The 26,028-nt window shown below is 68.9% G+C and carries 22 protein-coding genes and 1 pseudogene; 7 read left to right on the top strand and 16 right to left on the bottom strand.

Features of this window, described 5'->3' with window-relative positions; genetic code table 11:
* Positions 1-59: 59 nt before the first annotated feature.
* The 3 genes from HDA41_RS03030 to HDA41_RS03040 all read right to left on the bottom strand — a co-directional run bounded on the left by HDA41_RS03030 (position 60) and on the right by HDA41_RS03040 (position 3,567).
* Complete coding sequence (locus HDA41_RS03030) at positions 60-980, bottom strand: carbohydrate ABC transporter permease (RefSeq protein ID WP_184980386.1); 921 nt, start codon at positions 978-980, stop codon at positions 60-62.
* Positions 981-992: 12 nt separating this feature from the next.
* Entirely contained in the window at positions 993-2,357 is a 1,365-nt protein-coding gene (locus HDA41_RS03035) for an ABC transporter substrate-binding protein (RefSeq protein ID WP_184980388.1), read from the bottom strand.
* 94 nt (positions 2,358-2,451) lie between these two features.
* Positions 2,452-3,567, bottom strand: a complete 1,116-nt coding sequence (locus HDA41_RS03040) for an enolase C-terminal domain-like protein (protein WP_184980390.1) — start codon at positions 3,565-3,567, stop codon at positions 2,452-2,454.
* Positions 3,568-3,693: 126 nt separating this feature from the next.
* Between HDA41_RS03040 and HDA41_RS03045 the strand changes: the two genes are divergently transcribed.
* A complete protein-coding gene (locus HDA41_RS03045; protein WP_184980393.1) occupies positions 3,694-4,461 on the top strand; it encodes a FadR/GntR family transcriptional regulator in 768 nt (255 codons plus the stop codon).
* A gap of 210 nt (positions 4,462-4,671) precedes the next feature.
* Positions 4,672-7,830, top strand: a complete 3,159-nt coding sequence (locus HDA41_RS03050; RefSeq protein ID WP_184980395.1) for a DUF1349 domain-containing protein — start codon at positions 4,672-4,674, stop codon at positions 7,828-7,830.
* Between the two features lie 117 nt (positions 7,831-7,947).
* Here the strand turns inward: HDA41_RS03050 and HDA41_RS03055 are convergent, their stop codons facing one another.
* From HDA41_RS03055 to HDA41_RS03070, 4 genes are all read right to left on the bottom strand, one after another.
* A complete protein-coding gene (locus tag HDA41_RS03055) occupies positions 7,948-8,388 on the bottom strand; it encodes a VOC family protein (protein ID WP_184980397.1) in 441 nt (146 codons plus the stop codon).
* Between the two features lie 368 nt (positions 8,389-8,756).
* Positions 8,757-10,082 (bottom strand): MFS transporter, encoded by a 1,326-nt coding sequence (locus HDA41_RS03060; protein WP_184980399.1) that lies wholly within the window; start codon positions 10,080-10,082, stop codon positions 8,757-8,759.
* A 128-nt stretch (positions 10,083-10,210) separates the two neighbouring features.
* Positions 10,211-11,311, bottom strand: a complete 1,101-nt coding sequence (locus tag HDA41_RS03065) for an LLM class flavin-dependent oxidoreductase (protein ID WP_184980401.1) — start codon at positions 11,309-11,311, stop codon at positions 10,211-10,213.
* A gap of 104 nt (positions 11,312-11,415) precedes the next feature.
* Positions 11,416-12,183, bottom strand: a complete 768-nt coding sequence (locus HDA41_RS03070; protein WP_184980403.1) for an MBL fold metallo-hydrolase — start codon at positions 12,181-12,183, stop codon at positions 11,416-11,418.
* Positions 12,184-12,269: 86 nt separating this feature from the next.
* On the opposite strand from HDA41_RS03070, the gene HDA41_RS03075 reads away from it, so the two are divergent.
* The 4 genes and pseudogenes from HDA41_RS03075 to HDA41_RS03090 all read left to right on the top strand — a co-directional run bounded on the left by HDA41_RS03075 (position 12,270) and on the right by HDA41_RS03090 (position 15,015).
* Positions 12,270-12,887, top strand: coding sequence for a CGNR zinc finger domain-containing protein (locus tag HDA41_RS03075; RefSeq protein WP_230299845.1), 618 nt, complete (start codon positions 12,270-12,272; stop codon positions 12,885-12,887).
* Positions 12,888-13,030: 143 nt separating this feature from the next.
* Positions 13,031-13,636, top strand: coding sequence for an MBL fold metallo-hydrolase (locus tag HDA41_RS03080; protein ID WP_184980407.1), 606 nt, complete (start codon positions 13,031-13,033; stop codon positions 13,634-13,636).
* 231 nt (positions 13,637-13,867) lie between these two features.
* A pseudogene (locus tag HDA41_RS40940) lies at positions 13,868-14,062 on the top strand (IS630 family transposase); the annotation flags it as partial.
* A 563-nt stretch (positions 14,063-14,625) separates the two neighbouring features.
* Positions 14,626-15,015, top strand: a complete 390-nt coding sequence (locus tag HDA41_RS03090; protein WP_184980409.1) for a winged helix-turn-helix transcriptional regulator — start codon at positions 14,626-14,628, stop codon at positions 15,013-15,015.
* Between the two features lie 221 nt (positions 15,016-15,236).
* On the opposite strand, the gene HDA41_RS03095 is transcribed toward HDA41_RS03090, so the two are convergent.
* Positions 15,237-15,632 (bottom strand): nuclear transport factor 2 family protein, encoded by a 396-nt coding sequence (locus HDA41_RS03095; RefSeq protein WP_184980411.1) that lies wholly within the window; start codon positions 15,630-15,632, stop codon positions 15,237-15,239.
* Between the two features lie 124 nt (positions 15,633-15,756).
* Positions 15,757-16,158, bottom strand: coding sequence for a nuclear transport factor 2 family protein (locus tag HDA41_RS03100; protein ID WP_184980413.1), 402 nt, complete (start codon positions 16,156-16,158; stop codon positions 15,757-15,759).
* Between the two features lie 1,033 nt (positions 16,159-17,191).
* Between HDA41_RS03100 and HDA41_RS03105 the strand changes: the two genes are divergently transcribed.
* Positions 17,192-17,764 (top strand): carbonic anhydrase, encoded by a 573-nt coding sequence (locus tag HDA41_RS03105; protein WP_230299844.1) that lies wholly within the window; start codon positions 17,192-17,194, stop codon positions 17,762-17,764.
* Positions 17,765-17,895: 131 nt separating this feature from the next.
* Here HDA41_RS03105 and HDA41_RS03110 read toward each other — a convergent pair whose 3' ends face one another.
* The 7 genes from HDA41_RS03110 to HDA41_RS03140 form a co-directional block, all read right to left on the bottom strand.
* A complete protein-coding gene (locus HDA41_RS03110) occupies positions 17,896-18,588 on the bottom strand; it encodes an adenylate kinase (RefSeq protein ID WP_184980417.1) in 693 nt (230 codons plus the stop codon).
* Positions 18,589-18,630: 42 nt separating this feature from the next.
* Positions 18,631-19,593: an electron transfer flavoprotein subunit alpha/FixB family protein gene (locus HDA41_RS03115; RefSeq protein ID WP_184980419.1), complete on the bottom strand. Its 963-nt coding sequence runs from the start codon at positions 19,591-19,593 to the stop codon at positions 18,631-18,633.
* 16 nt (positions 19,594-19,609) lie between these two features.
* Complete coding sequence (locus HDA41_RS03120; RefSeq protein WP_184980421.1) at positions 19,610-20,395, bottom strand: electron transfer flavoprotein subunit beta/FixA family protein; 786 nt, start codon at positions 20,393-20,395, stop codon at positions 19,610-19,612.
* A gap of 12 nt (positions 20,396-20,407) precedes the next feature.
* Positions 20,408-21,229, bottom strand: coding sequence for a 3-hydroxybutyryl-CoA dehydrogenase (locus tag HDA41_RS03125; protein ID WP_230299870.1), 822 nt, complete (start codon positions 21,227-21,229; stop codon positions 20,408-20,410).
* A gap of 129 nt (positions 21,230-21,358) precedes the next feature.
* The gene (locus HDA41_RS03130) at positions 21,359-22,891 is read right to left on the bottom strand and encodes a class I adenylate-forming enzyme family protein (RefSeq protein ID WP_184980425.1); all 1,533 of its coding nucleotides are present in this window, start codon (positions 22,889-22,891) and stop codon (positions 21,359-21,361) included.
* Positions 22,892-22,986: 95 nt separating this feature from the next.
* The gene (locus HDA41_RS03135) at positions 22,987-24,759 is read right to left on the bottom strand and encodes an MFS transporter (RefSeq protein ID WP_184980427.1); all 1,773 of its coding nucleotides are present in this window, start codon (positions 24,757-24,759) and stop codon (positions 22,987-22,989) included.
* An 87-nt stretch (positions 24,760-24,846) separates the two neighbouring features.
* Positions 24,847-25,965, bottom strand: coding sequence for an alcohol dehydrogenase catalytic domain-containing protein (locus HDA41_RS03140; RefSeq protein WP_184980429.1), 1,119 nt, complete (start codon positions 25,963-25,965; stop codon positions 24,847-24,849).
* Between the last annotated feature and the right edge of the window lie 63 nt (positions 25,966-26,028).

Genomic DNA, 26,028 nt, shown 5'->3' on the forward strand with positions numbered 1-26,028 from the left:
GCGGGCGCCGGCGGTACGGGGCGGCGGGGTCCGGCGGGCTGTGGTCGTGGGAGCTGTGGTCATCCTTCGTCCCTGTCGAACAGGCCGGTACGGAAGACGACGAGCGCCGCGCAGGCGAGGCCCAGGATGAGGAGATCGACGGAGAGCGCCGCCGCGCCGTTGAAGTCGCCTGCCTGGAAGGCGTACTGGTAGGAGAGCTGGTTCGGTGACCAGCTGTCGGGGATCATGCCCCAGCTGGCGAGGGAGACCAGTTGCGGCTCGACGAAGAGCTGGGTGCCGGCCGCGAAAGCCAGGATCAGCATGTACGCGATCCACTTGGTGATCATCGGGATCTGGATGCGCAGGGCGATCTGGAGCGTGCTGGCGCCGTCGATGCGGGCGGCCTCCAGGATCTCGTCCGGGATGCTGTTGAGCGCGCCGTACATGACCACGATCCAGCCGCCGGCCCCGGTCCAGAAGGCGATGACGGTGAAGAGCACCGGCAGGTGACCGGGGGCGTTGACCTGGGCGAGGGTGTTCCAGCCGAAGCTCTTCAGCAGCCAGCCGACGGGACTGGCGGCCGGGTCGAGGAGGATCAGGAAGAGCAGTACGCTCGCCACCCCGGCGAGGGCACCCGGCAGGTAGAACAGGAACCGCAGGCTGGTGGAGGCCCTGCGCATGCGGCCGTGCAGCATCAGGGAGAGCAGCACCACCAGGATCATCAGGCTGGCCAGCCAGACCACCAGGTACAGGCCGATGTGGAGGAAGGCCGGACCGAAGCGGTAGTCGGTGAACGTCCGGGTGAAGTTGCCGAGCCCGACGAGCTGGTTGCGGGAGTTGGACAGCGCCAGCCACACCGCGTAACAGGTGGGCAGGACGCCGAAGGCGAGCAGGAGGAGGACGTAGCCGGAGACGAAGACGTAGCCGGCGCGTCCGACCGGGTTGCGGGCGGAGCGGCCGCGTCGGCGGCCGCTGCGCTCCGTCGCCAGATGGGTGGTCATGGGTCCGCTTCGCTAGTCGACGGTGTAGCCGAGGGACTTGGCCTTGTCGGTGATGGCCGTCTGCCAGGTGTCCAGGGTGTCGGTGAGGGTCTTGCCGGAGTTCAGGGCGGGGACCACGGTGGAGGAGTAGATGGCTTCCTGGCTGTACTGGGTGGCGGCCCAGCCGGGCCAGATCAGTTCCGCGGATTCCTCGAAGACGGGGCCGACGTCCTCGGCAAAGTAGCCGGTCTTCTTCTGGTTGGCGAGCCAGGTGACCGCGGCCTTCTTGTACGCGGGGTAGGTGCCCGCGGTGCCCTGGTAGGCGTCGGAGGTCGTCATCCAGGTGACCAGGTCGGCGGCCGCCTTGAGGTTCTTGCTGTGGGAGGAGACGAACCACAGTCCGCCGCCGACGTTGCCGGTGTAGTTCTTGGCGTCGCCCTCGAATTTCGGCGGGGATGCGGCGGCGATCTGTCCCTTGGGGGTCTTGAAGGTGGAGTTGAAGAGCACCTGGCCGAACCAGGAGGGGCCTGGGAGCATCAGGACCTTGCTCGCCTGGTTCTTGATGAAGCCGGCGCTGAAGACGGTGTCCTTGGAGACCGAGCCCTTGGCGATCAGGGTGTCGAGCAGCTTGGCCATCCGGGTGCACCTGGCATCTCGCAGGTCGACCTTGACCTTCTTGGCGCCGGTCGCCGTGCTGGCCGGGCACTGGCTCGCCCAGAAGTACACCTCGGGGCTCCAGGCGTCCCCGGCGGTGCCGACCAGGTAGCCGGGGTGCTCCTCGGCGACCTTCTCGCCGAGAGCCTGGTACTCCTCCCAGGTGGTCGGGACGGGATACCCGAACTTGTCCATGAGGGCCTTGTTGTACCAGAGCACGTTCTGGGCCAGGTCGTTCCGGAGGCAGTAGGTGTTGCCGTTGAAGGTGCAGGGGTTCAGCGCGCCGTCCGCGAAGCCCTTCAACGTGGGCTGGGAGACCACGCCCTGGTTGACGGGCGCGGCATAGGGGGTCTTGCCCTGGGATGCCCAGCTGGCGTCGTTGACGTTGGCGCTGAAGGCGACGTCGGGCCACCCGCTGCCGGTCCGGTCGAACAGCTGGACCTTGGTCTGCAGGTCGTTGGCGCCGTTGGCGTCCCCGCTGTACGTGACGATCTTGATCTTCACGTCCGGGTGCGCCTTCTGGTACGCCTGCACACCGGGCACCCGGGCGGCGTCCGCCCAGACCGTGATCTCACTGCCCTGCTGCTGAGCCACGGGCTCGAAGGCCGCCGGGGAGGAAGTCGCCGTGGGTGTGGGGTCCGCGCTGCCGCAGGCAGCGAGCACGAGCAGGGAGACGGCGCCCAGGACAGCGACGGCCTTGCGCCTGAGCCGGCGGCGGGAGGAAACCGGAACGTCGTCGTTCATGACTGACCTCAGATCTTGGGAAAGGACGCACAGCGGTGAGAGGCGCCGCGCTCGGGGTGTTCGAGACAGGCCGTCGGGCCTGGGGCTCCCGTCATCAGGCCCGAGGCGGTGTGACGGTCTCCTTGTCGACGAATGCCTGAAGGGCGGGAGGGTAGTCCAGGCCCGCCGGAAGGGCGACGCCCGGACCGGTGGGGGCATGAACGAGGCCGTGGGCGTCGATGCCGCTCTCACGGCTGATGGGATTGCCCATGACCAGCGACTCGTAGTAGGTCGTGTTGGAAATGGCCATGCACAGGTGCCGGTTGGGGATCTCCGGCCCGTGCACCTCGGCGCGCAGCCGGTAGGCGTCGGCGAGGTGGGCGGTGCGCATCGCGCCGGTGAAGCCGCCGCGCAGCTGGGTGGAGGCGCGGACTCCGAAGGTGGCGGCGCCGGCCTGGATGAAATCGGCCGAGTTCATGTGCGCCCCGTCGGAGGTCTCGGCCACGAGGAGGGGAACGGCCACCGCGTCGGCGAGGCGCTTGTACGCGGTGACGCTGAACTCCCTCATCGGCTCCTCGTACCAGAGGTAGCCGGCGTCCGAGAGAGCGTGCCCGAGATGGATCGCGTCGGGGAGGTCGAAGCCCGCCGACCCGTCGAACATCAGCGGGACGTCATCCCCCACGTGCTCGCGCAAGGCCACCGACAGGCGGGCGTCGCGGCGGGCGTCACCCCAGGCGTGGAGCTTGATGGCGGGGTAGCCGAGCTCCAGGGCCTGGTCGGCGATGTCCAGGTACTCCTCGACCGAGGAGTAGGTGACGGTGGAGGCGTAGGCGGGTATCGAGGTGCGGTAACCGCCGAGGATCTGCCAGGTGGGCCGGTCGGCGAGTCGTCCGGCCAGGTCCCACAGCGCGGTGTCGACCAGTCCCAGCAGGTAGAGCGGTAGTTCCTCCGTGCGGTCCAGCTCCCACATGCGGTGCCAGAGCCATTCGCGCTGCAGGGGATCCTGCCCCACCAACTCCTTGCGCAGTATGCGGTCCAGCAGGTCCGCCAGGATGACACCGCTGCCCCGCCGAGGGGACATCGCCACCCCCTCGGCCCCTTCGTCCGTGCAGATGCGCAGCACCGCGGCCTCGCCCTCGGACGGGCTGCCCAGGAGCCCGTCCCGCCAGACGAAGGGCGGACTGACTCCCGGCACCCGCACCGGATGGCACTCGACCTCGGCAATGCGCACGGCTTGCACCCCTTGCACGGGAAGTACTGCTGCGAAATTTTCGTGTAACGTAAGTCGTCATACGAATGCTGTCAAGAAGTCCCGCGCAGTAGACTCGCCGCCATCCGCATCAGCAAAGGGGACCGCATGGCCAAGGACAGCACCGGCGGGACGGGAGAGCCTCCCGTTCTCAAGCCCTGGCCCAAGCGTCCGGCCCGGCTGGCCCAGGCCGTCATGGAGAGTCTCACCGACACGATCGTGTCGGGCGCCATCCCTCCAGGATCGACCCTGCCGGTCGAACCCGAGCTCTGCGAGACGTTCGGCGTCAGCCGCATCACCGTCCGCGAGGCGGTCAAGTCCCTGGAGGCCAAGGGGCTGGTCCTGGCCCGGCAGGGCTACGGCACCACCGTCACCCCGCCCGAGGAATGGAACCTCCTCGACCCCGTCGTGCTCGCCGCGACCGTCCAGCATGACGACGAGCTCGTCGTCCTCGACCAGTTGGTCGACATCCGGTCGACGCTGGAAGCACAGATGACAGCCCAGGCCGCGGAGCTGGCCACCGACGACGACCTGCGAGACATCGAGCGGCTGCTCGCCCGGCTCGACGAGGAGACAGCCTTCCCGGCACGCTTCATCGAGACCGATGTGGCCTACCACGACCGGATCATGCAGGCATCCCACAACAGGCTCGGGCGTTCCATCATCCGGATCCTGCACGCCCAGGCGCGCACGACGTTCCTGTACAACGGCACTCCGGACGCGACCGCGTGCGAACGGGCCAACGCGGAGCACCGCGCAGTCGCCGAGCGGCTGCTGGCCCGGGACTCCGAGGGGGCCGCGCAAGCCATGGCGGCACACATCACGAGCGCTTGGAGCCGCCGCCGCGCGCCGAACGTCGGCTCGCCCGCCTCCTGAGAGCACTCCCACCGACTCGCCCCCGAGCCAGACAGGCCGGGGGCGTTCGCATGTCTAGCTCCCGCCGAGCCGGCAGCGCGCGACCTATTGACGAAATTCGTATGACGTCTAATGTTACATCGCTCTTACCCCTTCCTCCTCTTGCCGCTGGGCTCTCCCCTGCCCGCCCACGCACACCACGGGCCCCCTGAACCTCCCGGAAGGTGTCACATGCGAACAACCCGCATACGTCCCACGGTTCCTGGCCGTCTCAGGTCATGGCTGGCCACGGCCGCCGTCCTCACTGCCTCGACCGCGGCAGTCCTCACCCAGGCCGGCCCCGCCTTCGCGGCCGGAACGACGCTCCACGCCGCACCCAACGGCTCCGGCACCGCCTGCTCCGTGAGCCGGCCGTGCTCCGTCACCCAGGCCAAGGCCAAGGTGCGGGCGGCCAACAACTCCATGACACGCGACATCACCGTCGAACTCGCCGACGGCACCTACCGGCTCTCCGCACCGCTCGCCTTCACCTCGGCGGACTCCGGCACGGGCGGCCACACGGTGAACTGGAAGGCCGCGCCGGGCGCCCGTCCCGTCATCACCGGAGCGCGGAAGGCCACCGGCTGGACCGTGCAGGACCCGGCCAAGAACATCTGGAAGAGCAAGGTCGGCACCGGCTTCGACACGCGCCACCTGTCCGTCGACGGTGTCATGGCCACCAGGGCCCGCACCGAGGTCAACCGCTCGCACCTGACCGCGACGACCAACGGCTACACGTTCACCAACAGCTCGCTGAACTACCTCAACAGCCTCGCGCAGCCCGGCCGGACCGAGATCCACGGCATCGGATCCTTCACCGACCGCTACGCCCCGGTGACCGGCATCAGCAACGGCACCATCACCATGGCCCAGCCCTCGTGGAACAACAACACGTTCGGCTACGACACCCTGACGAGCCCCTTCCGGGCCGGCCCCCTCTACATCGAGAACGCCTACGAGTTCCTCGACAGGGCCGGCGAGTGGTACCTCGACACCGCTACCGGCACCCTCTACTACAAGCCGCTCACCGGGCAGGACATGAGTGAGGCCGACGTCGAGGTGCCGAAGCTGGAGTCGCTCATCAGCGTCGGAGGGACGTACTCCTCCCCCGCCACCCACATCTCCTTCTCAGGGCTGCAGTTCTCGGGCACCAGCTGGCTGGACCCCACCGACCACGGCTACGCCAGCCAGCAGACCGGCGCGTACCTGTCCGGCACCTGGGACCGCCCGTCGGACGCGCTGACCTCGTGTCAGAGCGGCTGCCGGCTCTTCGAGGCGGCACGCCCCCACTGGGAGCAGATGCCCTCGGCCGTCCAGGTCTCGGCCGCCGACCACATCGCGTTCACCGGTAACCGGTTCACCCAGCTCGGACAGAACGGCCTCGGCATCGGCAACGACGCCAACGCCCACAGCACCGGCGTGGGACTCGGCGCCCGCACCATCACCGCGACCGGCAACGTCTTCACCCGGAACGCGGGCGGTGGCATCGCCGTCGGCGGCGTTCGGGCGGACGCGCACCACCCCGGTGACAGGCGGATGACCAACCGGGACATCACGCTGACCAACAACCTCATCCATGACGTGGCGCTGGAATACCGAGACATGTCGGCCATCCTCGTCACCTACGTGAACGGCGCGACCATCTCGCACAACGAGGTGTACAACCTGCCCTACTCCGGCCTCACCATCGGCTACGGCTGGGGCGCCAACGACATCGGCGGCAGCCAGGACTACGTCAACCGGGGCCTGTACAACTACCAGCCCATCTACACGACCGCGACCACCGCCGCGAACAACCACGTCACCGACAACTACATCCACGACCTCATGCAGCAGATGACCGACGGCGGCTGCATGTACACCCTGTCGGCGTCACCGGGCAGCACCTTCGAACGCAACTACTGTCACAGCAACAACGGTTGGTTCGGCTTCTACCACGACGAGGGCTCCCGGGACTTCACGGACACCAACAACGTCTTCCGGAACACCGGCGAATGGGGCCACGAGAACAGCAATGCGACCAACAACACCGGCGGCCTGACCCTGACCGACAACTGGACCAACAACAGTTCCGCGAACATCACCAACACCAACGGCCGCGGTGACGTGGTCAGCGGAACCGTCGTCGTCAGCGACGGCAACTGGCCGTCAGCGGCCAAGAAGGTCATGGACGACGCCGGTATCCAGCCCCGGTACCGTCCGCTGACCACCGACCCCGTCAGCTCCCCCTACAGCGCCTACTCCTCCACCCCCGCCGACACCGGCCAGAGCGGTGGCCACTTCACGATCACCGACGCGGGCGAGGACATCTGGGGTGCCGGCGGGCAGCACGAAGACGAGTACGGCACCGTCTTCCGAAACGGGGCGGCTGTCGACGGCACGTCGGTGACCGCCCGGGTCGACAGCCTGGACAAGACCAGCGGCTGGGCCAAGGCCGGCGTCGTCCTGCGCAACGACCTCACGGACGACGGCTCCTCCGCCGGGTACGCGGCTGTGGTGGTGACCCCGGACAACGGCGTCAGCTTCCAGCGGGACTCCGACGCAGACGGCTACCTCGACAAGCTCACGTCCACCGCTGCCACCGTCAAGGCACCGGTCTGGTTGCGGCTCACCCGCACCGCCACCCAGGTGTCCGCCCACTACTCCACCGACGGATCCACCTTCACCCAGGTCGGCTCGAAGGTGACCCTGCCGTCCATGGCGACCACCCAGGATGCCGGTGTCATCCACACAGCCCACAGCACCACCGCCGGCAGCGCGACCTTCAGCAACCTGCGCATCGTCACCTCGCCCTACAAGGCATACAGTTCGATTCCGGCCGCCGTCAGCCAGAGCGGCCAGGTGACCTCCCTGACCGGCGCGGGCATCGACGTGTGGCGCTCCGGCACGGCATACGACGACGAGTACTCCGCCGCCTACCAGACGGGGGGCGCGGGAACGTCCTCGACCGTCACCGTCCGCGTCGCCAGTCAGGACAAGACCAACAGCTGGGCCAAAGCCGGTTTGATGCTGCGGAACAACATCGCCTCCGCCGGCTCGTCCACCGGGTACCTCGTCCTCGCCACCACCCCCGGCAACGGAATCGCCCTGTCGTCGGACTCCAACGGTGACGGCTACCTCGACACCAACACCCTCAAGACCGGAAGCGCCACCGTCGCCCCTGTCTGGCTCCGCCTGGTCAGGAGCGGCACGTCGGTCACCGGCTCCTACTCCGCCGACGGCACCACCTGGACCACTGTCGGCACCGCGACACTGACCGGGGCGAACAGCACCCTGGACGCGGGCATGTTCTCCACGGCCCACGCCGGAAGTATCGGCACCGCGACCTTCAGCCAGTTCTCCGTCAGCTGACGCAACGGTTCGGGTCACGATCTCCGAAACGAGCTCCGCGTGCCGGTGCGACCTCCGCACCGGCACGCGGAGCGCCGTCATGTCCGGGCCGACCTGCACGGGTTCGGTGTCCCCTTCTCAGCGCAGTTGTTCGGCCAGTCCGACGATGATGCCCTCCGGGCCGCGGACGTAGCAGAGCAGATAGCTGTCCTCGAACCGGGCGATCTCGCCGACGAGTTCGGCGCCGTGAGGGCGCAGGCGGGCAACGGTGTCCTCGATGTCGTCGACGGCGAACATGACGCGGTGCGTGCCCAGAATGTTGTGCGGCCGGTTGCGCGGCCCGGCGCTGATCACCGCGGGGCTGCGGTACTTCGCCAGTTCGAGCCGGCTGTGACCGTCCGGGGTCCGGACCGTCGCGATGTCACAGCGGACGCCGTCGAGTCCGGTGCACTGGTCGGCGACCAGGCCCTCGACCTCCGCCCTGCCCTCCAGCTCCATACCGAGTTCCACGAAGAACGCGATGGCGGCATCCATGTCCTCGACCACGATGCCGACGTTGTCCATCCGCTGAATCGCCATGCTGGTTTCTCGCTCTTCCTCGTACGGCCGGTGATGGCCGCTGATGTCCCTGGGACGGAGCCGGTGGCACGTTCTCGACATCCGCAGACCGCCGAACTCCGAAAAACCTGGACCGCGCCTCAGCACTGCTACTGCAGACCCGTGTGCCCGATCAGCCGCAGCGTGCCGTCCCCACTTTTCAATGCTTCCTCGACGATTCGCAGCGTGCGCTTGAGCGTTGCGCCTCCCCAATTGATTCACGGTGCCGGGTCACCCTTGGCGGGTGGGCCTGGCCGCGCAGTTGCCGGACGCCACCGCGCGGAGCCCTCCTGCGTCTGGCGGTTCGGTTACTGCGGAGTGTCCGGGCGGGTTGAGGGTTCGGCGCTGGTTTACCGGCGTTCCGAGGAAGGTGTGCGGGGTGGGCTTTTCTGAGCGGTGACGATGACCGCGGGGAGGAGAGCAAGTGCGAAGGCGGCGCCGGTGAGGGCGAGGAGGGGGTAGCTGGTTGCGGCGACGACGATGCCGGAGGTCATGCCACCGGTGGCCCCGGCGATGGCAACGGCGACGTCGACCATGCCTTGGGTCTTGGCTCGCGTGGCCAGGGGGACGGCGTTGGTGATGATGGTGGTGCCGCTGACGAGGCCGAAGTTCCAGCCGATGCCGAGCAGGATGAGAGCGAGGGTGAGCAGGAGGACGGAGTCGGCGGGTGCGGCGGCGGCGAGGATGCCGGCGGCCAGCAGCGTCAGGCCGGAGGCGGCGGCCACCGCGGTGGGGCCGTAGCGGTCGGTGAGTGCTCCGGTCAGGGGTGAGGGCAGGTACATCGCGCCGACGTGCAGGGCTATGACGAGGCCGGAGGCGGCGGTGCTGTGCCCGTGGTCGTGCATGTGCACGGGGGTCATCGTCATGATCGCGACCATGACGAGCTGACTGAGGACCATCACCAGTACCCCCAGCGGCAGGCCGGGGCGGCGGTGTGTGACGGGCTGCGGGACGTCGGGTGCCGGTCCGGTGCCGGTGCGCTCTGGCGCCTCCGCCTCGGAGGAGAGGGTGCGGGCGAGCAGGAGAGGGTCGGGACGCAGCCAGATCAGCAGAGTCAGTGCGGCCAGGGCGAACGCGGCGCTGGAAAAGAGGAACAGGCCGCTCAGCGGGGGCAGTGCGAGGGCGGCGGCGAGGTGCCCGGCGGGGGCGGTGAGGTTGGGGCCGACGACGCCGCCCAGGGTGGTAGCGACGAGAACGGTGGACAGGGCGCGGGCACGGTGAGGCGGGGCGGCGAGATCGGCTCCGGCGTAGCGGGCCTGGAGGTTGGCGGCGGTGCCCGCGCCGTAGAGGAAGAGGGAGATGAACAGCAGGGCGGGGCTGTTAAGGGCGGCGGCGGCGACGACTCCGGCACCGCCGAGGGCACCTGCGAGGTACCCGGCGGCCAGGCCGGGGCGGCGCCCGCGGGTCTGCGAGATGCGACCGATGGTGACGGCGGCGAGGGCGGAGCCTGCGGTGAGCAGGGCACTGGGCAGCCCGGCCAGGGTGGTGGAGTGGAGCATGTCCTGAGCCAGCAGGGCGGCCACGGTGACGCCGGCCGCGAGTCCCACGCCGCTGAGGACTTGGGACGCCAGCAGGATGATCAGGATGCGCTTTTGCGTCTCAGGCAAAGAGGGGGCAGGAGTGGCCGATGGGGTGCCTGTCGACCCGCTGGGTGGCGTGGTCGCGGTGTGGTGCATGGTGTCTGTCTCCGTTACGAGCCCAGCGGCGGTGGGCGAGGTGTGCGGCGCCTGGCGTGCTTGCCTTGCCGACGCTGCGCGACGGGCGGTCCGTGCGAACTGCCCCTGGGGGGCGTGGCGAGGCCGTATCAGCGAGTGGACGCCGGCATCGGTGTGGTCGGCAGGTCGTAGGCGTCGGCGATGAGTTGCGTGGAGTGCAGGAGCGCCTGGGGGGTGTGGCCCACACTGGCGAGCATGATCTCGTCGGGGCGGGCTGTCTCGTGCAGGCGGTTGAGGTGCGCGGTGACCTGGTCGGGTGTGCCGTGCAGGACGCTGTTGGTCCAGCGGTCGAGGACGTGCTGCTCGGCGGCGGTGTAGAGGTAAGCGGCGGCCTCGTCGGGCGTGGGTACGAGGTAGGACTTGCCGTGGAGCATGCGCATCATGCTGTGGGCGTAGCTGCGTGTCTGGCGCAGGGCCTCGTTCTCGTCGTCGGCGGCCATGACGGCGAAGCTGGCCAGTGCGTACGGCTCGGCGAGGACTGCTGAGGGGGTGAACCGGTCGCGGTAGAGCTGGAGCGCGGCGGCGACGTGATCGGGGGAGAAGTGGGCGGCGAAGGCGAAGGGCAGGCCGAGGTGGGCGGCGAGCTGGGCGGAGTATCCGGAGGAGCCCAGCAGCCAGACCGAGGGCCGTCCGCTCGTCTGTGAAAGTCCGTTCTCCCTGTCCTGGCCGGGCCCGGGCACGGCGTAGACGCGCCGGCGGTAAGGGTGTTCTTCGGGGAAGTCGTCGTCGAGGAACCGCAGCAGCTCGATGACCTGCTGCGGGAAGTCGTCGTCGTCCGAACGCCCGCGGCGCAGGGCTGCGGTCGTGGCCTGGTTGGTACCGGGAGCACGGCCCAGACCGAGGTCGATCCGGTTCGGGGCGAGGGCCTGGAGCAGGCCGTACTGCTCGGCGACGATCAGTGGGGGGTGGTTGGGCAGCATCACTCCGCCCGCCCCGAGCCGCAGCCGCGTGGTGTGGGCGGTCAGCCGGGCCAGCAGGACGGCGGGACTGGAGGAGGAGACGCCGGGCATGGAGTGGTGTTCGGTCACCCAGTAGCGGGTGAAGCCGCGCTTCTCTGCGAGTTCAGCCAGGGCGATGCTGCCGGACAGAGCGTCGGCGGCGCTGATGCCGTGGCCGGCCAGGGCGGTGTCGAGGACGGACAGCGGCGCGGGAGCAGTTCCGCGGGCTGTGCCCTTGATCGGGTCGTTCACGGGTGATTCCTTCTGCGGTGGTCCGGCCCGGTGCGGGTGGCCGGACCGTGGAATGGACCGCTGCAGTGCGCTCGTGGCGCACCGCAGCGACCGAGCGTGCGGGATCAGGCCAGTTCCACGCGGCCTATCAGGCCGGCGGTGGTGAAGGCGTCCACGAGTTGCTCGCGGCCCTCGGTGAAGTGGGCCCAGCTGTCGAAGTGGACGGGCACGATGCGCCGGGCGCCCAGGATGCGGGCGGCTTCGGCGGCCTGAGTGCTGTCGAGGGTGAGCAGCGCGCGGTCCAGGACATCGGTGCGGACCGCGCCGGCGAACAGCACCGCGGTGTCCACCGGGCCGAAGCGGTCGGCGATCTCGCGGACCAGGGAGAGCTGGGCGTTGTCGCCGCTGACGTAGACGGTGGGCAGGCCGTCACCGGTCAGGACGAAGCCGACGACCTCCCCGACGACGGGTTCGAGGTCCTCGCGTGCCCCGGGGCCGTGCAGGGCCGGGACGCCGGTGACGGTGACCGTGCCGCCGCCGGGACGGTCCAGGTCGATGGACTCCCAGTCCTTCAGGGGGCGTGCGGTGTCGCCCAGCCGGCCCGCGCCACTGGGCGTGGTCAGGGTCAGGGGTACGTCGGCGAGCAGGGCGCGGCCCGAGGTGTCGAGGTTGTCGTCGTGCTCGTCGTGCGACAGCAGCACCACGTCGATGCGGCCCAGGTCGGCGGGCGCGGCGGAGGCGGGCGCGGTCTTGGCCAGCCCCGAGGGGTAGGTGCCGGGGGCGTCGAAGGTCGGGTCGGTCAGGAACCGCAGCCCGCCGTACTCGATGAGTGCGGTCGGACCGCCGAAGACACGGATGGGGACCTGCTCGCTGGACGCGCCGGATGCAGTCATGACGGGATCACCTCACGGATAGATTGGCTTACATCCGTGACCATAGGCGTTTGTCACGGATGAGGGCAAGCTGTAGCGTGAGATGCGTGAGTGAGACCGATACCGCCGCCACCGTCGGCACTGTCGACCCCGGGCTGCCACCGGCGCCGGGCGCCGAGCTCTACCCCGCGCTCGACCTCGCCAACAGCGCCATCGCCCTGCCGGGCGGTCAGTTCCTCGACGTGCTGGGCACCCCGTCCGGCGCCAACCAGTGGCTGGTCGACCACGACCTGGCCCCCGCGGACGCCGGGCTGCAGGAGATCTGCGCGGCACGCCTGCGCTCCCTTCGCGAACAGGTACGCGCCCTGCTCGCCGCCCAGGTCGGCGGGCACCCCGCCCCCGCTACCGCACTGGCTGCCGTCAACGACGCCCTCACCCGGGTTCCCACCGCCTCCCCGCTCGGCTGGGACCCCGTCCGCGGCATGCACCGCACCGCCCCGCACCCCATCGACCAGATCGTCGACCAAGCCCTCGGCATCCTCGCCGCCGACGCCGCCGACCTGCTCACCGGCCCCGACGCCGAACGCCTGACGGCCTGCCCATCCACCCCCTGCAACCGCTACCTGCTCCGCGCCGGACGCCGCCACTGGTGCTCGGTCCGCTGCGGCGACCGAGCCCGCGCCGCCCGCGCCTACGCCCGCCGCACCCAGACCACCGCCGACTGAGTTCGGCCACCCCCGCCCCGCCGACGGTTCACGAGACCCACGCCGCGGCGCGGCTTCGCACACCCTCAAGCCCCCGGCATGGATGGCCCACCACGCCCTCCATCCGGCCATCCCCCACGATCAACGAAGGACCATCACCCCTCATGACGGCCACATTCACCCTGCTGACCACCGGCTACGACAGCCTCGACGCACGCAACGCCCACCGCGACGGTCGCGAGAAGCCGTGGCACGTCGCCTCGACCGTCTCCCTCCTGCGCGACGGTGACACGATCGTCGTCGTCGACCCCGGCATGGTCGAGGACCGCAAACTCATCCTCGACCCGCTCGCCGCCGCCGGGTTCAGCCCCGAGGAGGTGACCGACGTGGTCTTCAGCCACCACCACCCCGACCACACCCTCAACGCAGCCCTCTTCCCCCACGCACGCGCCCACGACGTCTGGGCCACGTACCACAACAACCTCTGGTACGACCGGCCCGCCGACGGGCACCAGCTCTCCCCCTCGATCCGCCTGATCGAAACGCCCGGCCACACCCCCCAGGACATCTCCACCGTCGCGGAAACCGCCGAAGGGGCCGTCGTCCTCACGCACGCCTGGTGGAGCGTCCACGGCCCCGCCGAAGACCCCACCTCCGACGACCATGAGGGCCTGCGCGCCTCCCGCCGCAAGATCCTCGCCCTCAAGCCCGCCCTGGTCGTCCCCGGCCACGGAGACCCCTTCGTCCCCGACGAGAACACCCCCGTCTGACCCGCAGAGGCCCCCGAGACGGCTTCGGTACGCCGTCGTCGTCCGGTGCGCTTGCTCGCGGTACGCCTGGTGGAGACGGCGGACGCCATCCCAACCTGGAAGACCTACGGCCCTCACCCACCCGGCGGCGTACTTCGACCAGGCCCGCGATGGGTCGGGGGCAATCGAGGTCAGCCGACACAGGCAGAACCGTTCCAGGTCGAACCAGAGGGGCCGGAAACCGAGGGGCGTATCGGCCGGGAGGCTCCGCGGTGCTTACTATCCCGCCGCGGGGCCTCCCCGGACCCCGACTTCAACACGAAGCTCGCCCGAATCCAGTACGCGACCAACCAGCGGCCTGACCGCACGTTCGCGTTCGACGAGTTCGGACCGCTGGGCCTCCGCCCGACTGCCGGCTTGTGCTGGCAGGGCAGGACAGGGCCTGATCTCGGCCGGCTTGAGTCTGTGGACCGTTGCCCAGGCTGCTCGCTCGGTCAGTCCTTGAGCCCACTCCTCGAGATCGTCTCCGGCATCGTGGAAGAACCACGAGTCGAAGCTTCCGAGGGCCTCCAGGTCGGGTGCGAGTCCGTATCCGAGCTCGCAGTGGACCTGCACGTCATGGTCGTGATCACCGTCGCTGTCGGAGGTCTCGAACTGCCGGGTGAAGTCCAGCGTGAACGCTGGAGGACCGTCGAATGCGTGGGTCCCGTACTGGATCACCGGTTCGCCCTCAAACAGTCCCACGGCAGTCGTCCATCGACAGTCTCCGCGTCATGCCCCACCTCCTCGTCCACCGCAGCGAGGCTCAGAGTACTGACCCCGGTGAACCTTCCCGGTCAGAGCACTGGCGGTGAGGGGGCCTCCGCCTCCCGAGTCGCTCCACGTTCCCCGCCGCGGTGGTTGCCAGAGAAGGGGTGGGCACCGGGCTGGTGCCAGACGACGCCCTCGGTAAAAATGCTGCCTGCCGGGTCTTATACTTACCGCCGGTAACAGTCGCCTCGACACAACCAATGAGGACGTGTGACGTGCCACAGTTTCCGGCCTTCGATGTCATGACGGCGACCTGCCCGTCCCGTACCTCGCTCGCCCGCATTGCCAACAAGTGGACGGCCATGGTGGTCATCGCGCTCAGCGCAGGCCCCATGCGCTTCCGCGACCTGCGCACCGGCGTCGACGGCATCAGCGCCAAGGTCCTCACCGAGACGCTCCGGGACCTGGAACGCGATGGGATCGTCACCCGGCACGTGTACGCCGAGGTCCCGCCCCGGGTCGAATACGAGTTGACCGCACTGGGGCGCACCTTGTATGCCCCGCTTCAGGCACTGGGCCTCTGGGCCGAGGAACACTTCCCCGAGGTACTCGCGGCACGCGAGAGCTACGACGCCCGCCAACGACCGTGACTGGTTACAAGTGGCCACGGTTGGCGAAACGTTGTGAAGGTGGACACGACGGTGCGGCGTCCTGAACCCGCTGCCTCCACGACGTCCGTCGTTCCGTCGTCGCCGGCTGCACGACGATCACCGTGGTACGTGCGTTCGGGCGCAGCCTGCGCGGCATCATCCAGGGGAACACCAGTGTGTTCATCTCGCAGTTCGTCGCGCCTGGGAAGGATGCGGGTGGCCTACTCCCCCCAGAAGGCGTCCTCGGCCACCTGGTCGCCGGAGAACAGCCACATCTCGACGATCTTGCCGTCCTTGAGGCGCAGAACGTCCACGCCGTCCATGCTCATGGCCGCGTCCTCGCGCCGGCCAGCGAAGTGGATGGAGGCAGCCACCGTGTCACCGTTGCCCATGAGAGCGTGGATCGTGTCGATGGCGAAGGAGCCCTGACTGGCCTCCATCATCCCGCCGAGCATCGCGAAGACGGCGTCGCGCCCCTTGTGCTCACCGGAGAACCGGTTGGCGCCCGGCTGATGCCAGACGACCTCCTCGTCCAGAAGCTCGCCCACCTTGGCCAGGTCACCCTTCTGTACGGCCTGGAAGTACTCACGCGCGATGTCGATGTTCTTGCTGGTCATAGCCACTTGCTCCTTACGCCCCCACCATAGAGGCAGTACGACACACTGTTACATCGGATGCGAGGCGCGACGTGCGCGGCTCGGGTGGATCAAAGACGGCGGTCAGATTTCACCGGACCCGCCCTCAGGTACTGCCCCAAAAGTCGTCCTCGCCCTGCTGGCCCGCGGAGAAGAGCCAGACCTCCGCGACGCGCTCACCCTCGATCCGCAGCAGGTCGACGCCGTTCATCTCCATCTCCACGCCGTCACGCTTGGCCGAGAAGTGGACAGGTGCCGCGACCAGCGAGCCGTTCGCCATGGGTTCCATGGTCGGCTCCAGCGCGAATGTTCCGTCGGTGACCGTCATCATGCCGCTGAACATCTCGCCGATGGCAGCCGCACCGCGATGTGTACCGGAGAAGCGGTTGTTGCCCGGCTGATGCCACACGATGTCGTCGGTGAACAAGCCCGTGACGGTGGCGAAGTCCTTGGCGGAGACCGCGTCGGCGTACTGCCGGGCGATCCGCAGCGCGGTGGTGGATACCACGGTCGGCCCCTCTCCTCAGGTGAGTTCGTCCTGCTACACCTACATACTCACCGTCGGTAACCGGTCACCTCAACGTAACCAATGGGAGGATGTGACGCACGCCACACTCTCTTTGGAGTGTTGCCCGGGAGCAGAGAGCCTGGATGGCCCCGGGTCGCCCCTTGCGAGCGCCTGCTTCGGCCTGCCGACAAGTGCGGGAACTGCCCCAAGCGCGCCGTCAGCTCGGCCTTCTCCACGGAGAGTTGCTCGAGATAGAGGCGGTGACCAATCTTATTGCCCTGCGTCACCGACCTTGCCTCGCGCGCTTCCCCGGCCGCGGCCGCCTCCGCATCGAGACAGTCGGTTGCCGCTAGGGCGGGATCTCGGTCCGGCAGCACCCCCACGGCCTCGTAGCTCTCCGCGACACCCGCGGCGGGGGGCCCTCCCCCGTCCCGGCCCAGAAAGCAGCCCCGGCGGCCGGTATCAAAGACCGCCGGGGCGTTGCTGCCGCCCGGGCACTCGGGGGGATCGGACTCCGGGCAGCAGTTCAGGGGGACACCGCCCATAATCACGATCCGTAATCAGTTACCTCAAGGTAACCAATGGGCCGGTGTGACACACAGCACACCTGCCTGGAATTACTGCGGAAGGATTCCAGGCTGTCGACCCCATGACCGGGACGGATCCCCCTGTTCACAGCAGTTCCCACACGGCGTGCACATTTTCCACTCGCCTTTCATCAGTTCAGCGCGAAGCAGTCCACCAGCCTTTTGCATCGCGTTACCTGTCCCCTGATATAACGAGGTGTCTCAATGCGCTCGGGGGGAATCCGGCGTGAGAGTGAAAGAAAGAACGACCAATGTCTATAGCTGGACATCCACTCCGCAGAACCATTCTCACCGGGGGGTTGGCAGCCACCGCTGCCGTCCTCTCCGGCTGTTCCTCGAAGACGGAGGCAAAGGAAACAGGCAAGGCGGCAAACGCAGCGGCAACGACCGCCCCGCCGGCTGCGGGTGCCCGCCCGTCCTCCCCGTGGGGTGCGTTCTCACGGCTGATGGACGGCAACAAGCGCTGGCAGGAGGGCGACCTCAAGCATCCCGACCGGGACCCCGGTCGGCGGGAATTCGTGGCCGCGGAGCAGGATCCTTTCGGAGTGATCCTCTCGTGTATCGATTCCCGGGTGCCGCCGGAGCTGCTCTTCGACACCGGACTCGGCGATCTGTTCGTCATGCGCACCGGTGGCCAGGTCGTCGACTCGGTGGTCACCGGTTCCGTCGAGTACGGACCCATGACCTCCGGAACTCCCCTGATCGTCGTCCTCGGCCACCAGCGCTGTGGTGCCGTCAAGGCGTCGTACGAGGCCATGCGCGCCGGAAAGAAGCTCCCCGGCAACCTCCAGTCGATCGCTGATGCGCTGCGCCCGGCGTACAAGGAGACCGTCAAGGGAAAGCATGACGACCCGGTGGATGCCATGACACGAATCCACGTCAAGCAGACCTCTGCCGCCCTGCGGTCCAACAGGGATCTCGACCCGCTTGTGAAGAAGGGGTCCCTGGCGGTGGTCAGCGCCTATTACTCGCTCGACTCCGGTCGGGTGGAAGTGCTCACCGGAGCGCCTTCCGCGTGACCTGATGTTCGTTCGACCGACTCCGCCGGGGCATTCGCACCACGTCGAAATTTCGGCGGAGTCGGTTGATCCTGATTTTTTCACCACCGCGCTCCCGGATATGCAATGCATCCACGAGTGAGACGTCGAGCTCACGGATCACAGTCATGTGTGTCTCCCCTGCCCGCTCGGATACCACGTTCACGCAGAGCCACCATCGAGCGCTCCGTGACCTCCGCCACCGAACCCAACGCGGAGATCCCGACCACGAGATTCCGCAATCGGTAGTACGCGGTGATCGGCGAGGTATCACGGTCGAACACCTCAAGCCGCTTGCGAACCGTTTCCTCGGTGTCGTCCTGTCGCTGGTACAGCTCGCCGCCGCACACGTCGCACAGCCCGGGCTCATGCGGCGCGTTGTACGTCACATGGAAGAGGTGGCTGCTGTCGTCCCGGCAGACCCGCCGGCCGGCGATGCGCGTGACGGCCTCCTCCTGCGGCAGAACCAGATCCAGGACCACGTCGAGCGAGTCGCCGTTGTCCTTCAGCAGTTGGTCGAGCGATTCGGCCTGGAAAACATTGCGTGGAAAGCCGTCCAGCAGGAAGCCGTCGACGGCGTCCGGCTGCCTCATTCGCAACCTCGCCATGCCGATCGTGATCTCGTCCGGTACCAACTGCCCGGCTCGCATGTACGACTGCGCCTGCCTGCCTAGTTCCGTACCCTGGCGGATGTTCTCCCGGAACAGGTCTCCCGTGGAGATGTGCGGAAGGAAAAGGTTCTTGGCCAGGTACGCGGCTTGCGTGCCCTTCCCTGCGCCGGGCAGCCCGACCAGCACGATGCGCATCAGCGGAGAACTCCTTCATGGTCGTGCTGCAGTTGGCCATGATCAGGCATGCGCGGCCCTGATCTCGTCAGTCAGCTGCGGGACGACGTCGAAGAGGTCGCCGACGACGCCGTAGTCGACGAGGTCGAAGATCGGGGCCTCGGCATCCTTGTTGATCGCCACGATCGTCTTCGAGGTCTGCATACCCGCGCGGTGCTGGATCGCGCCGGAGATGCCGGAGGCGATGTACAGCTGCGGGGACACGCTCTTGCCGGTCTGGCCGACCTGGTTGGTGTGCGGGTACCAGCCGGCGTCCACCGCGGCACGCGAGGCGCCCACAGCCGCGCCGAGCGAGTCGGCGAGTGCCTCGATGAGTCCGAAGTTCTCCGCGCCGTTGACACCACGGCCACCGGAGACCACGATCGCGGCCTCGGTCAGCTCCGGACGCCCGGTCGACTCACGCGGCGTACGGCCGGTGACCTTCGTGCCGGTGGCCTGGGCGGAGAAGGACACGGACAGCGCCTCGACCGCACCGGCGGCCGGAGCGGCCTCGACGGCCGCGCTGTTGGGCTTGACCGTGATGACCGGCGTGCCCTTGGAGATACGGGACTTGGTGGTGAAGGACGCGGCGAACACCGACTGGGTGGCCACCGGGCCCTCGTCGCCGGCCTCCAGGTCGACGGCGTCGGTGATGATGCCCGAGCCCAGACGCAGCGCCAGACGGGCGGCGATCTCCTTGCCCTCCGCGGAGGACGGCACCAGCACGGCCGCCGGGGACACGGCCTCGACCGCGGCCTGCAGCGCGTCCACCTTCGGCACGACCAGGTAGTCGGCGTACTCGGACGCCTCATGCGTGAGCACCTTCACCGCGCCGTGCTCGGCGAGCGCGGCGGCGGTGTCACCGGCGCCGTTGCCCAGCGCGACGGCGACCGGCTCGCCGATGCGGCGGGCCAGGGTCAGCAGCTCCAGGGTGGGCTTGCGGACGGCACCGTCCACGTGGTCGACGTAGACGAGAACTTCAGCCATGAATCCTTGACCTCTCTCAGATGAACTTCTGGCCCGCGAGGAACTCAGCGAGCTGCTTGCCGCCCTCGCCCTCGTCCTTGACGATCGTGCCCGCGGTACGGGCCGGACGCTCGGCCGCGTTCTCGACCGTGGTGTAGGAGCCCTCCAGACCGACCTCCTCCGCCTCGATGTCGAGGTCGGACAGGTCCCAGGACTGAACCGGCTTCTTCTTGGCCGCCATGATGCCCTTGAAAGACGGGTAACGCGCCTCGCCCGACTGGTCGGTGACCGACACGACCGCCGGCAGGGAGGCCTCAAGGTTCTCGGAAGCGGCGTCACCGTCGCGCCGGCCCTTGACCGTGCCGTCCTCGACCGACACCTCGGACAGCAGGGTCACCTGCGGCACACCCAGACGCTCGGCGAGCAGCGCGGGCACGACACCCATGGTGCCGTCGGTGGAGGCCATACCGGAGACCACCAGGTCATAGCCGGCCTTCTCGATGGCCTTGGCCAGAATCAGGGAGGTGCCGATGGCGTCGGTGCCGTGGATGTCGTCGTCCTCGACATGGATCGCCTTGTCGGCGCCCATGGACAACGCCTTGCGCAGGGCGTCCTTGGCATTCTCGGGGCCGACGGTCACCACCGTGATCTCGGCGCCGTCCAACTCCTCGGCCATACGCAGCGCCTGCTCGACCGCGTACTCGTCGAGCTCGGAGAGCAGACCGTCCACGTCGTCCCGGTCGACGGTCAGGTCATCGGCGAAGTGCCGGTCGCCAGTGGCGTCGGGCACGTACTTCACAGTGACAACGATCCTCAAGCTCATCTGGCTTTCCTTTCAGCCGGAGTAGTCGTGGAAGCCGCGGCCCGTCTTCCGGCCGAGGAGACCTGCGTCCACCATGCGCAGCAGGAGGGGTGGCGCGGCATGCAGCGGCTCCTTGTACTCGGCGTACATGGAGTCCGCGATCGCCTTGAGGGTGTCCAGGCCGATCAGGTCGGCCAGACGCAGGGGACCCATGGGGTGGGCGCAGCCGAGCACCATGCCGTTGTCGATGTCGTCGGCGGAGGCGAGACCCGACTCCAGCATGCGGATCGCGGACAACAGGTAGGGCACCAGAAGGGAGTTGACGACGAATCCGGCCCGGTCCTTGGCCTGGATGACCTGCTTGCCCAAAGTCAGGCTGACGAACTCGCCTGCGCGGTCACGGGTTTGGTCACTGGTCAGCAGGGACGGGACCAGCTCGACGAGGTCCAGAACCGGCACCGGGTTGAAGAAGTGCACGCCGATCACCTGCTGCGCGCGCCCGGTCGCCGTGCCGAGTTTCATGATGGGAATGGAAGAGGTGTTGGAGGCGAGGATCGCGTCCGGCCGGGTGAGCACCTTGTCGAGGGCCGCGAAGATCTCGGTCTTCACCTGTTCGTCCTCGGCCACCGCTTCTATGACGATGTCGCGGTCGGCGAGGTCGGCCAGGTCGGTGGTGAAGCCGATCCGGCGGAGGGACGTACCACTGTCCCCCGGGGCGAGTCTGCCGCCGCGCACCGCGCGTGCCAGGGACTTGGCTATTCGTTCACGGCCCGCCTCGACCGCCTCGGGCCCGGTCTCGCTGACGAGGACGTCGAGGCCCGCGCGGGCGCAGACCTCGGCTATGCCGCTGCCCATGAGTCCTGCTCCGACGACACCCACGCGGCGGATGGGCTCGGGGGCCGTGCCGTTCGGGACGGCGCCGGAGGGGGTGCCTGACGGCTGTGTGGACATGAGTACCTCTCCATGTGTCTGGTCCGGCCGAGCTCAGCCCCGCAGCAGGCTCCGCTGCAACTTGCCGGTGGCGGTGCGCGGCAGACGGTCCCGGACTTCGAGCCGACGGGGGATCTTGTGTCGGGTGAGGGAGGCGGACAGGAACGTCTGGATGCCCTCCAGGGAGCAGTCCGCGCCCTCGGCGGGTACGACGATGGCGGTGACGATCTCTCCCCAGACGGGATCGGGCGTTCCGACGACCGCCGCTTCGTCCACGCAGGGACACGCCGCCAGCGCTTCCTCCACCTCCGTCGGATCCACGTTCTCCCCGCCGGTGATGATCGTGTCCTTCATCCTGCCGACCACCACCAGACGGCCCTCGGAGTCCATGTAGCCCCGGTCACCCCCGTGGAACCAGCCGCCGGCGTCGCGGGACGCCGCCGAGTCCTCCGGCAGGCCCAGGTATCCGGCAGCCACGCTGGGGCTCCGAACGACGATCTCCCCCGTCGTGCCGTGCGGTAGGGGGCGGTTGTCGGAGCCGACGATCCGGACTTCGGCCAGCGGGGCGGCCAGCCCGGCCTCGCCGGAGCAGCCCGGGCCGTCGCGAGGGTCGCGGTAGGTGACGCCGGCGGCGGTCTCGGTGAGGCCGTAGGAGCTGAGGACCGGGATGCCGCGGCGGTGGAACACCTCGGCGACCGGCGCAGGTGCCGCCGCTCCCCCGCTGAGGATCCAGCGCAGCGAGGACAGGTCCGCCGCTGCGAAGCCCGGGTGCCGTGCGATCAGGGCGAGCATCGCCGGTACGGCGAAGGTCACGCTGACCCGGTGCCGTCGTACGGTCGTCAGGAAGTTGTCGACGGAGAAGGCGGGCTCCAGGACGACGGTTCCGCCCTTGGCCCAGGTGTAGCAGCCCACGCCGCTCAGTACCGCTATGTGGAAGACGGGTGTGGTGATGAGCGTGACGTCGTCCCGGGCCAGGTCCAGGCCCAGGAGTCCGTTGACGCAGCTCCAGAACACGTTGCCGTGGGTGAGGAGCACGCCCTTCGGGCGGCCGGAGGTGCCGGAGGTGTAGGCGATGAGGGCGAGGTCGTCCTCTGTCACGGGTGCCGGGGCGTCGTCGCCGACGGGTTCGTCCGGCGTCCGGATCAGCGGGGCGTATCCGTCGGGTGGCTCCTCGTCCAGGCACAGACGGGTGACGTCCGGCGGTACGGTGCCGTCGTCGACGAGTTTCACGGCGCAGGCGGCGTCCGTGATCAGGACGTCCGCGCCCGAGTCCGCCAGCAGGTAGGCGATCTCGGGAGGCGTGGCCGCCCCGTTGACCGGGACGAACACGCCTCCGATGCGGGACGTGGCGTACATCAGGACGAAGACCTCCGGGCGTGAGGTGCCCGCGTAGGCGACGACGCTGCCCGGCCCGGCACCGTGCCGGCGCAACTGCCGCGCGGAGACCACGATCCAGTCCCGCAGCTGGCCGTAGGTCCACGTGCGGTCACCGAACACGAGCGCCGTACGGTCGGGGTGCAACTGGGCGCGGCGTTCCAGCAGATGGCCCAGGCGGAACATGGGGCGGTGGCGGGTAGGGCCGGTCATGGCGGCGGTCCTTTCAGTCGTGGCGGCCGGTGGCGCCGGTTCTGCTTCGGGTGTCGGGTACGTCGGTGCGGATGACCGTGGGATCGTGCGGTCCGTCAGGCATCGGCCGCCTCCGCGGTGACGGGCGTGTCCGGCCGATCTCCCTTGATCAAGACCACGGTGACCACCGCCGCCGCGATCGCGCACAGGCCGACGATCAGGTAACCGAGCGAGTAGGCGTTGCCCAGGGCCTGGAAGGCGGTGTCCTTGAGCGGGTTGAACGGCACGGTCGAACCGTCGGGCAGGGCGACGGTCTCGGGGACGGCGTTCGCGCCGAGGGGGCCGGAGTTGACGGCCGCGATGGCGCCCTCCACGGTCTCCCGCTGCGCGTCCGGGGCGGTTGCCGCCGAGGCGTTGAAGGTGTCCAGGGCCTGTCCCAGGGCCGGGTCGGACGCGACCTTGTCGCTGATCTCGTGGGCCGCCCGGCTGAGGGCGATCGCACCCACGACCGCCGGGCCGAGGGTGAACCCGAAGTCGCGCAGCAGGCTGGTCCAGCCGGCGGCCATGCCGGCGAGGTTGTGCGGCACCGTGTTGATCACCACGGCGGTGACCGCGGACAGCACGAACGCCACGCCGGCGCCGGCCACGACGAGCGGAGCGATGAGGGGAGTGACGGACTGGTGGCCGATGGGTATCGAGGCCATCCAGAAGTCGCCCGCCCCGAGGAGCAGAAGACCACCGCCGAGGACCCACTTCGGGTCGTACCGCTCGATGAGGCGGGAGGCGATGGGCACCTGGATCAGCGCCGAGACGCCGTTGAAGACGATGAACGCGAGGGATGCCTTCAACGGGGTGAACCCCTGGATCGCGGTGAGGCGGATGCTGGTCACATAGCCGGTGCCGAGGTAGCAGAACATGCCGACGACCGTGACGATCGCCGCGACGGTGAAGTTGCGGTTGGCGAACAGGTCGAGCTGGAGCAGCGGGGACGCCGAGCGACGTTCGGCGAGGACGAAGGCGACCAGGAAGACGGCGGCCACGACGAAGCCTCCGATGACCTCGATGCTGGCCCAGCCGCTCGTGGGTCCCTGGATGACGGCGAACAGCAGGGCGACGGCGGCGACGGCGATCGTGATCTGCCCCGGCCAGTCGAGGGAGCGGCCCTCGGGCGACTTGGAGTCCTTGGCCAGGACGAAGGCGAGCACGGCCGACACGGCGGCGAGCACGACGACGACGAGGAACGCCCACCGCCAGCCGGAGTTGGGCCATGAGCCGAACTGCGACTGCGCGACCAGGCCGCAGGCCAGGGGCGACAGCACGCTGCCCATGGACAGCGCGGCCGCCCAGACGGAGATGGAACGCGCTCGGGCGCGCGGCGTGTGCGTGCCCGCGGCGATCATCGCCAGCGTCGTCGGGATCACGGCGGCCGCACCGATACCGGCGATGATCTGGCCGGTCCACAGCACGGCCAGCCGCGTCCCGTGGCCGGCCTCGGGGCCCGGTGTCAGCACGCAGACGACGAACCCGACGGCCACCAGCACCGAACCGCCGACCAGCAGCCGGCGCCGTCCGAACATGTCACCGAGCAGACCGAAGGTCAGCTCCAGGACCGTGACGGGCACGAGGAAGGCATCGGTGATCCAGGTCAGCTCGGAGGCCGAGGTGTGGAAGTCCTGCTGGAACAGGCCGTTGAGGCCGGCGGGCACGGTCAGGGCGAACTGGGCCATGAAGACGCAGAGCGCCGCCGCGATGAGCGTGCCCCGTGCCAGGGTGTCGATGCCGAGTGCCTGCTCGTTGTTCTGCTTCACCGTCGAGGAGGCGGTCTTCGTTGTCGACGGGGCGGTCGGGGAGCCGGCGCCGCTTCCGACGCCGGTGTCGGATCTGGCCATACGTGGGTCCTTCCGAGGTGATGCGTGAGGTGACCTGTCGGTAGGGGGTGGCGGTTACCTGCCGGTAAGGGGTGGGCGGTCGAGCTGTCAGCGCCCGGAGACGGGTGAGATGACGAAGTTGCTGAACCCTCCGTGGCGGGAACCCACGTTGTTGATCGCGGCGTTCACCTCGTCGAGCGGGTAGACGTGGTGGCGCAGCGGCGAGAGATCGAGCACACCCGACGCGACCATGTCGGCCATGTCCTGCCCCTCGCCGGGCGTGAACCAGACGGATCCGCGGACGATCTGGTCCATGTCCATCATTCGGTGCAGGTCGAGGGGCACCTCCCCGGCGACGGCGCCGATGTTGACGGCGATGCCGCCGCGGGCCAGCGCGCGCACGCCCTGCTGAAGGGTTTCGTGGGGCGCGCCCGGCCCGAGGGCGTCGATGTAGGCGTCCACGCCGGCCCCGCCGGTCTCCGCCGCGATCCACTCGTCCACGGGACCGTCGTGCAGGGAGTGCAGGCGCACCAGTCCCGGCCTGAGCTTGTCGATCTCGGCGAGCAGCTCGCGGTCGCGGCCGGTGCCGTACAGGGTCGTGATGCCCATCGCCGGGGCCAGCAGGGCCGCGGCGATGCCGAGGGTGCCGGTGATGCCGTTGACCAGGACGCTGCGGCCGGGGCCGGCGGCGGCCTTGCGGAGCGCCGAGTACATGGTGCCCAGGTAGCCGAAGCGGGCGGCGGCCTCGAAGGACAGGGAGGCGGGGATGCGGACGAGCGACGACGCGGGCGCGATCATCTTCTCCGCGAGTCCGCCCTGGTAGCGGTCGAGCAGCCGGACCGAGGTGGCCGAGAAACCGAAGTAGCCGGCGAAGGCGTAGCTCGCGCAGTGCACGATCCTGCCGTTGCGGCAGGCGCGGCACGCGCCGCACGTGCGGCCCGGGTTGACGTACACCCGATCGCCGGCCTCGACGCCCTCGACCCCGTCGCCGACCTCCTCGACGACACCGGCGGGGTCGAGCCCGAAGACGGCCGGGAGGGAGGGCAGGGGATTGAGCGGGAACCAAGTGGTCCAGTTGCTCAGGATGTTGGCCAGGTTGGGTACGATGTTCACGGCGTGCACGGCCACCCGGACATCGCCGGGGCCGGGCGCCGGTACGGGAATCCGCTCGATCTTCATCGGCTCGCCGACGTGGTGCATTCGCGCTGCGCGCATGGTCGAGGTCATGGCCTCTCCTCAAGGGGGCGGAGTTGTCTCCGGGTACGGCAGGTCCGAGCACTGGGTGGGTAC

Source organism: Streptomyces caelestis (assembly GCF_014205255.1).
Classification (GTDB): domain Bacteria; phylum Actinomycetota; class Actinomycetes; order Streptomycetales; family Streptomycetaceae; genus Streptomyces; species Streptomyces caelestis.

Coding starts and splice junctions, on each gene's coding strand:
- HDA41_RS03030 (WP_184980386.1), bottom strand. CDS start 980: ATGACCACCCATCTGGCGACGGAGCGCAGCGGCCGCCGACGCGGCCGC.
- HDA41_RS03035 (WP_184980388.1), bottom strand. CDS start 2,357: ATGAACGACGACGTTCCGGTTTCCTCCCGCCGCCGGCTCAGGCGCAAG.
- HDA41_RS03045 (WP_184980393.1), top strand. CDS start 3,694: ATGGCCAAGGACAGCACCGGCGGGACGGGAGAGCCTCCCGTTCTCAAG.
- HDA41_RS03050 (WP_184980395.1), top strand. CDS start 4,672: ATGCGAACAACCCGCATACGTCCCACGGTTCCTGGCCGTCTCAGGTCA.
- HDA41_RS03055 (WP_184980397.1), bottom strand. CDS start 8,388: ATGGCGATTCAGCGGATGGACAACGTCGGCATCGTGGTCGAGGACATG.
- HDA41_RS03060 (WP_184980399.1), bottom strand. CDS start 10,082: ATGCACCACACCGCGACCACGCCACCCAGCGGGTCGACAGGCACCCCA.
- HDA41_RS03070 (WP_184980403.1), bottom strand. CDS start 12,183: ATGACTGCATCCGGCGCGTCCAGCGAGCAGGTCCCCATCCGTGTCTTC.
- HDA41_RS03080 (WP_184980407.1), top strand. CDS start 13,031: ATGACGGCCACATTCACCCTGCTGACCACCGGCTACGACAGCCTCGAC.
- HDA41_RS03090 (WP_184980409.1), top strand. CDS start 14,626: ATGAGGACGTGTGACGTGCCACAGTTTCCGGCCTTCGATGTCATGACG.
- HDA41_RS03095 (WP_184980411.1), bottom strand. CDS start 15,632: ATGACCAGCAAGAACATCGACATCGCGCGTGAGTACTTCCAGGCCGTA.
- HDA41_RS03105 (WP_230299844.1), top strand. CDS start 17,192: ATGGACGGCAACAAGCGCTGGCAGGAGGGCGACCTCAAGCATCCCGAC.
- HDA41_RS03110 (WP_184980417.1), bottom strand. CDS start 18,588: ATGCGCATCGTGCTGGTCGGGCTGCCCGGCGCAGGGAAGGGCACGCAA.
- HDA41_RS03115 (WP_184980419.1), bottom strand. CDS start 19,593: ATGGCTGAAGTTCTCGTCTACGTCGACCACGTGGACGGTGCCGTCCGC.
- HDA41_RS03120 (WP_184980421.1), bottom strand. CDS start 20,395: ATGAGCTTGAGGATCGTTGTCACTGTGAAGTACGTGCCCGACGCCACT.
- HDA41_RS03125 (WP_230299870.1), bottom strand. CDS start 21,229: ATGGGCAGCGGCATAGCCGAGGTCTGCGCCCGCGCGGGCCTCGACGTC.
- HDA41_RS03130 (WP_184980425.1), bottom strand. CDS start 22,891: ATGACCGGCCCTACCCGCCACCGCCCCATGTTCCGCCTGGGCCATCTG.
- HDA41_RS03135 (WP_184980427.1), bottom strand. CDS start 24,759: ATGGCCAGATCCGACACCGGCGTCGGAAGCGGCGCCGGCTCCCCGACC.
- HDA41_RS03140 (WP_184980429.1), bottom strand. CDS start 25,965: ATGACCTCGACCATGCGCGCAGCGCGAATGCACCACGTCGGCGAGCCG.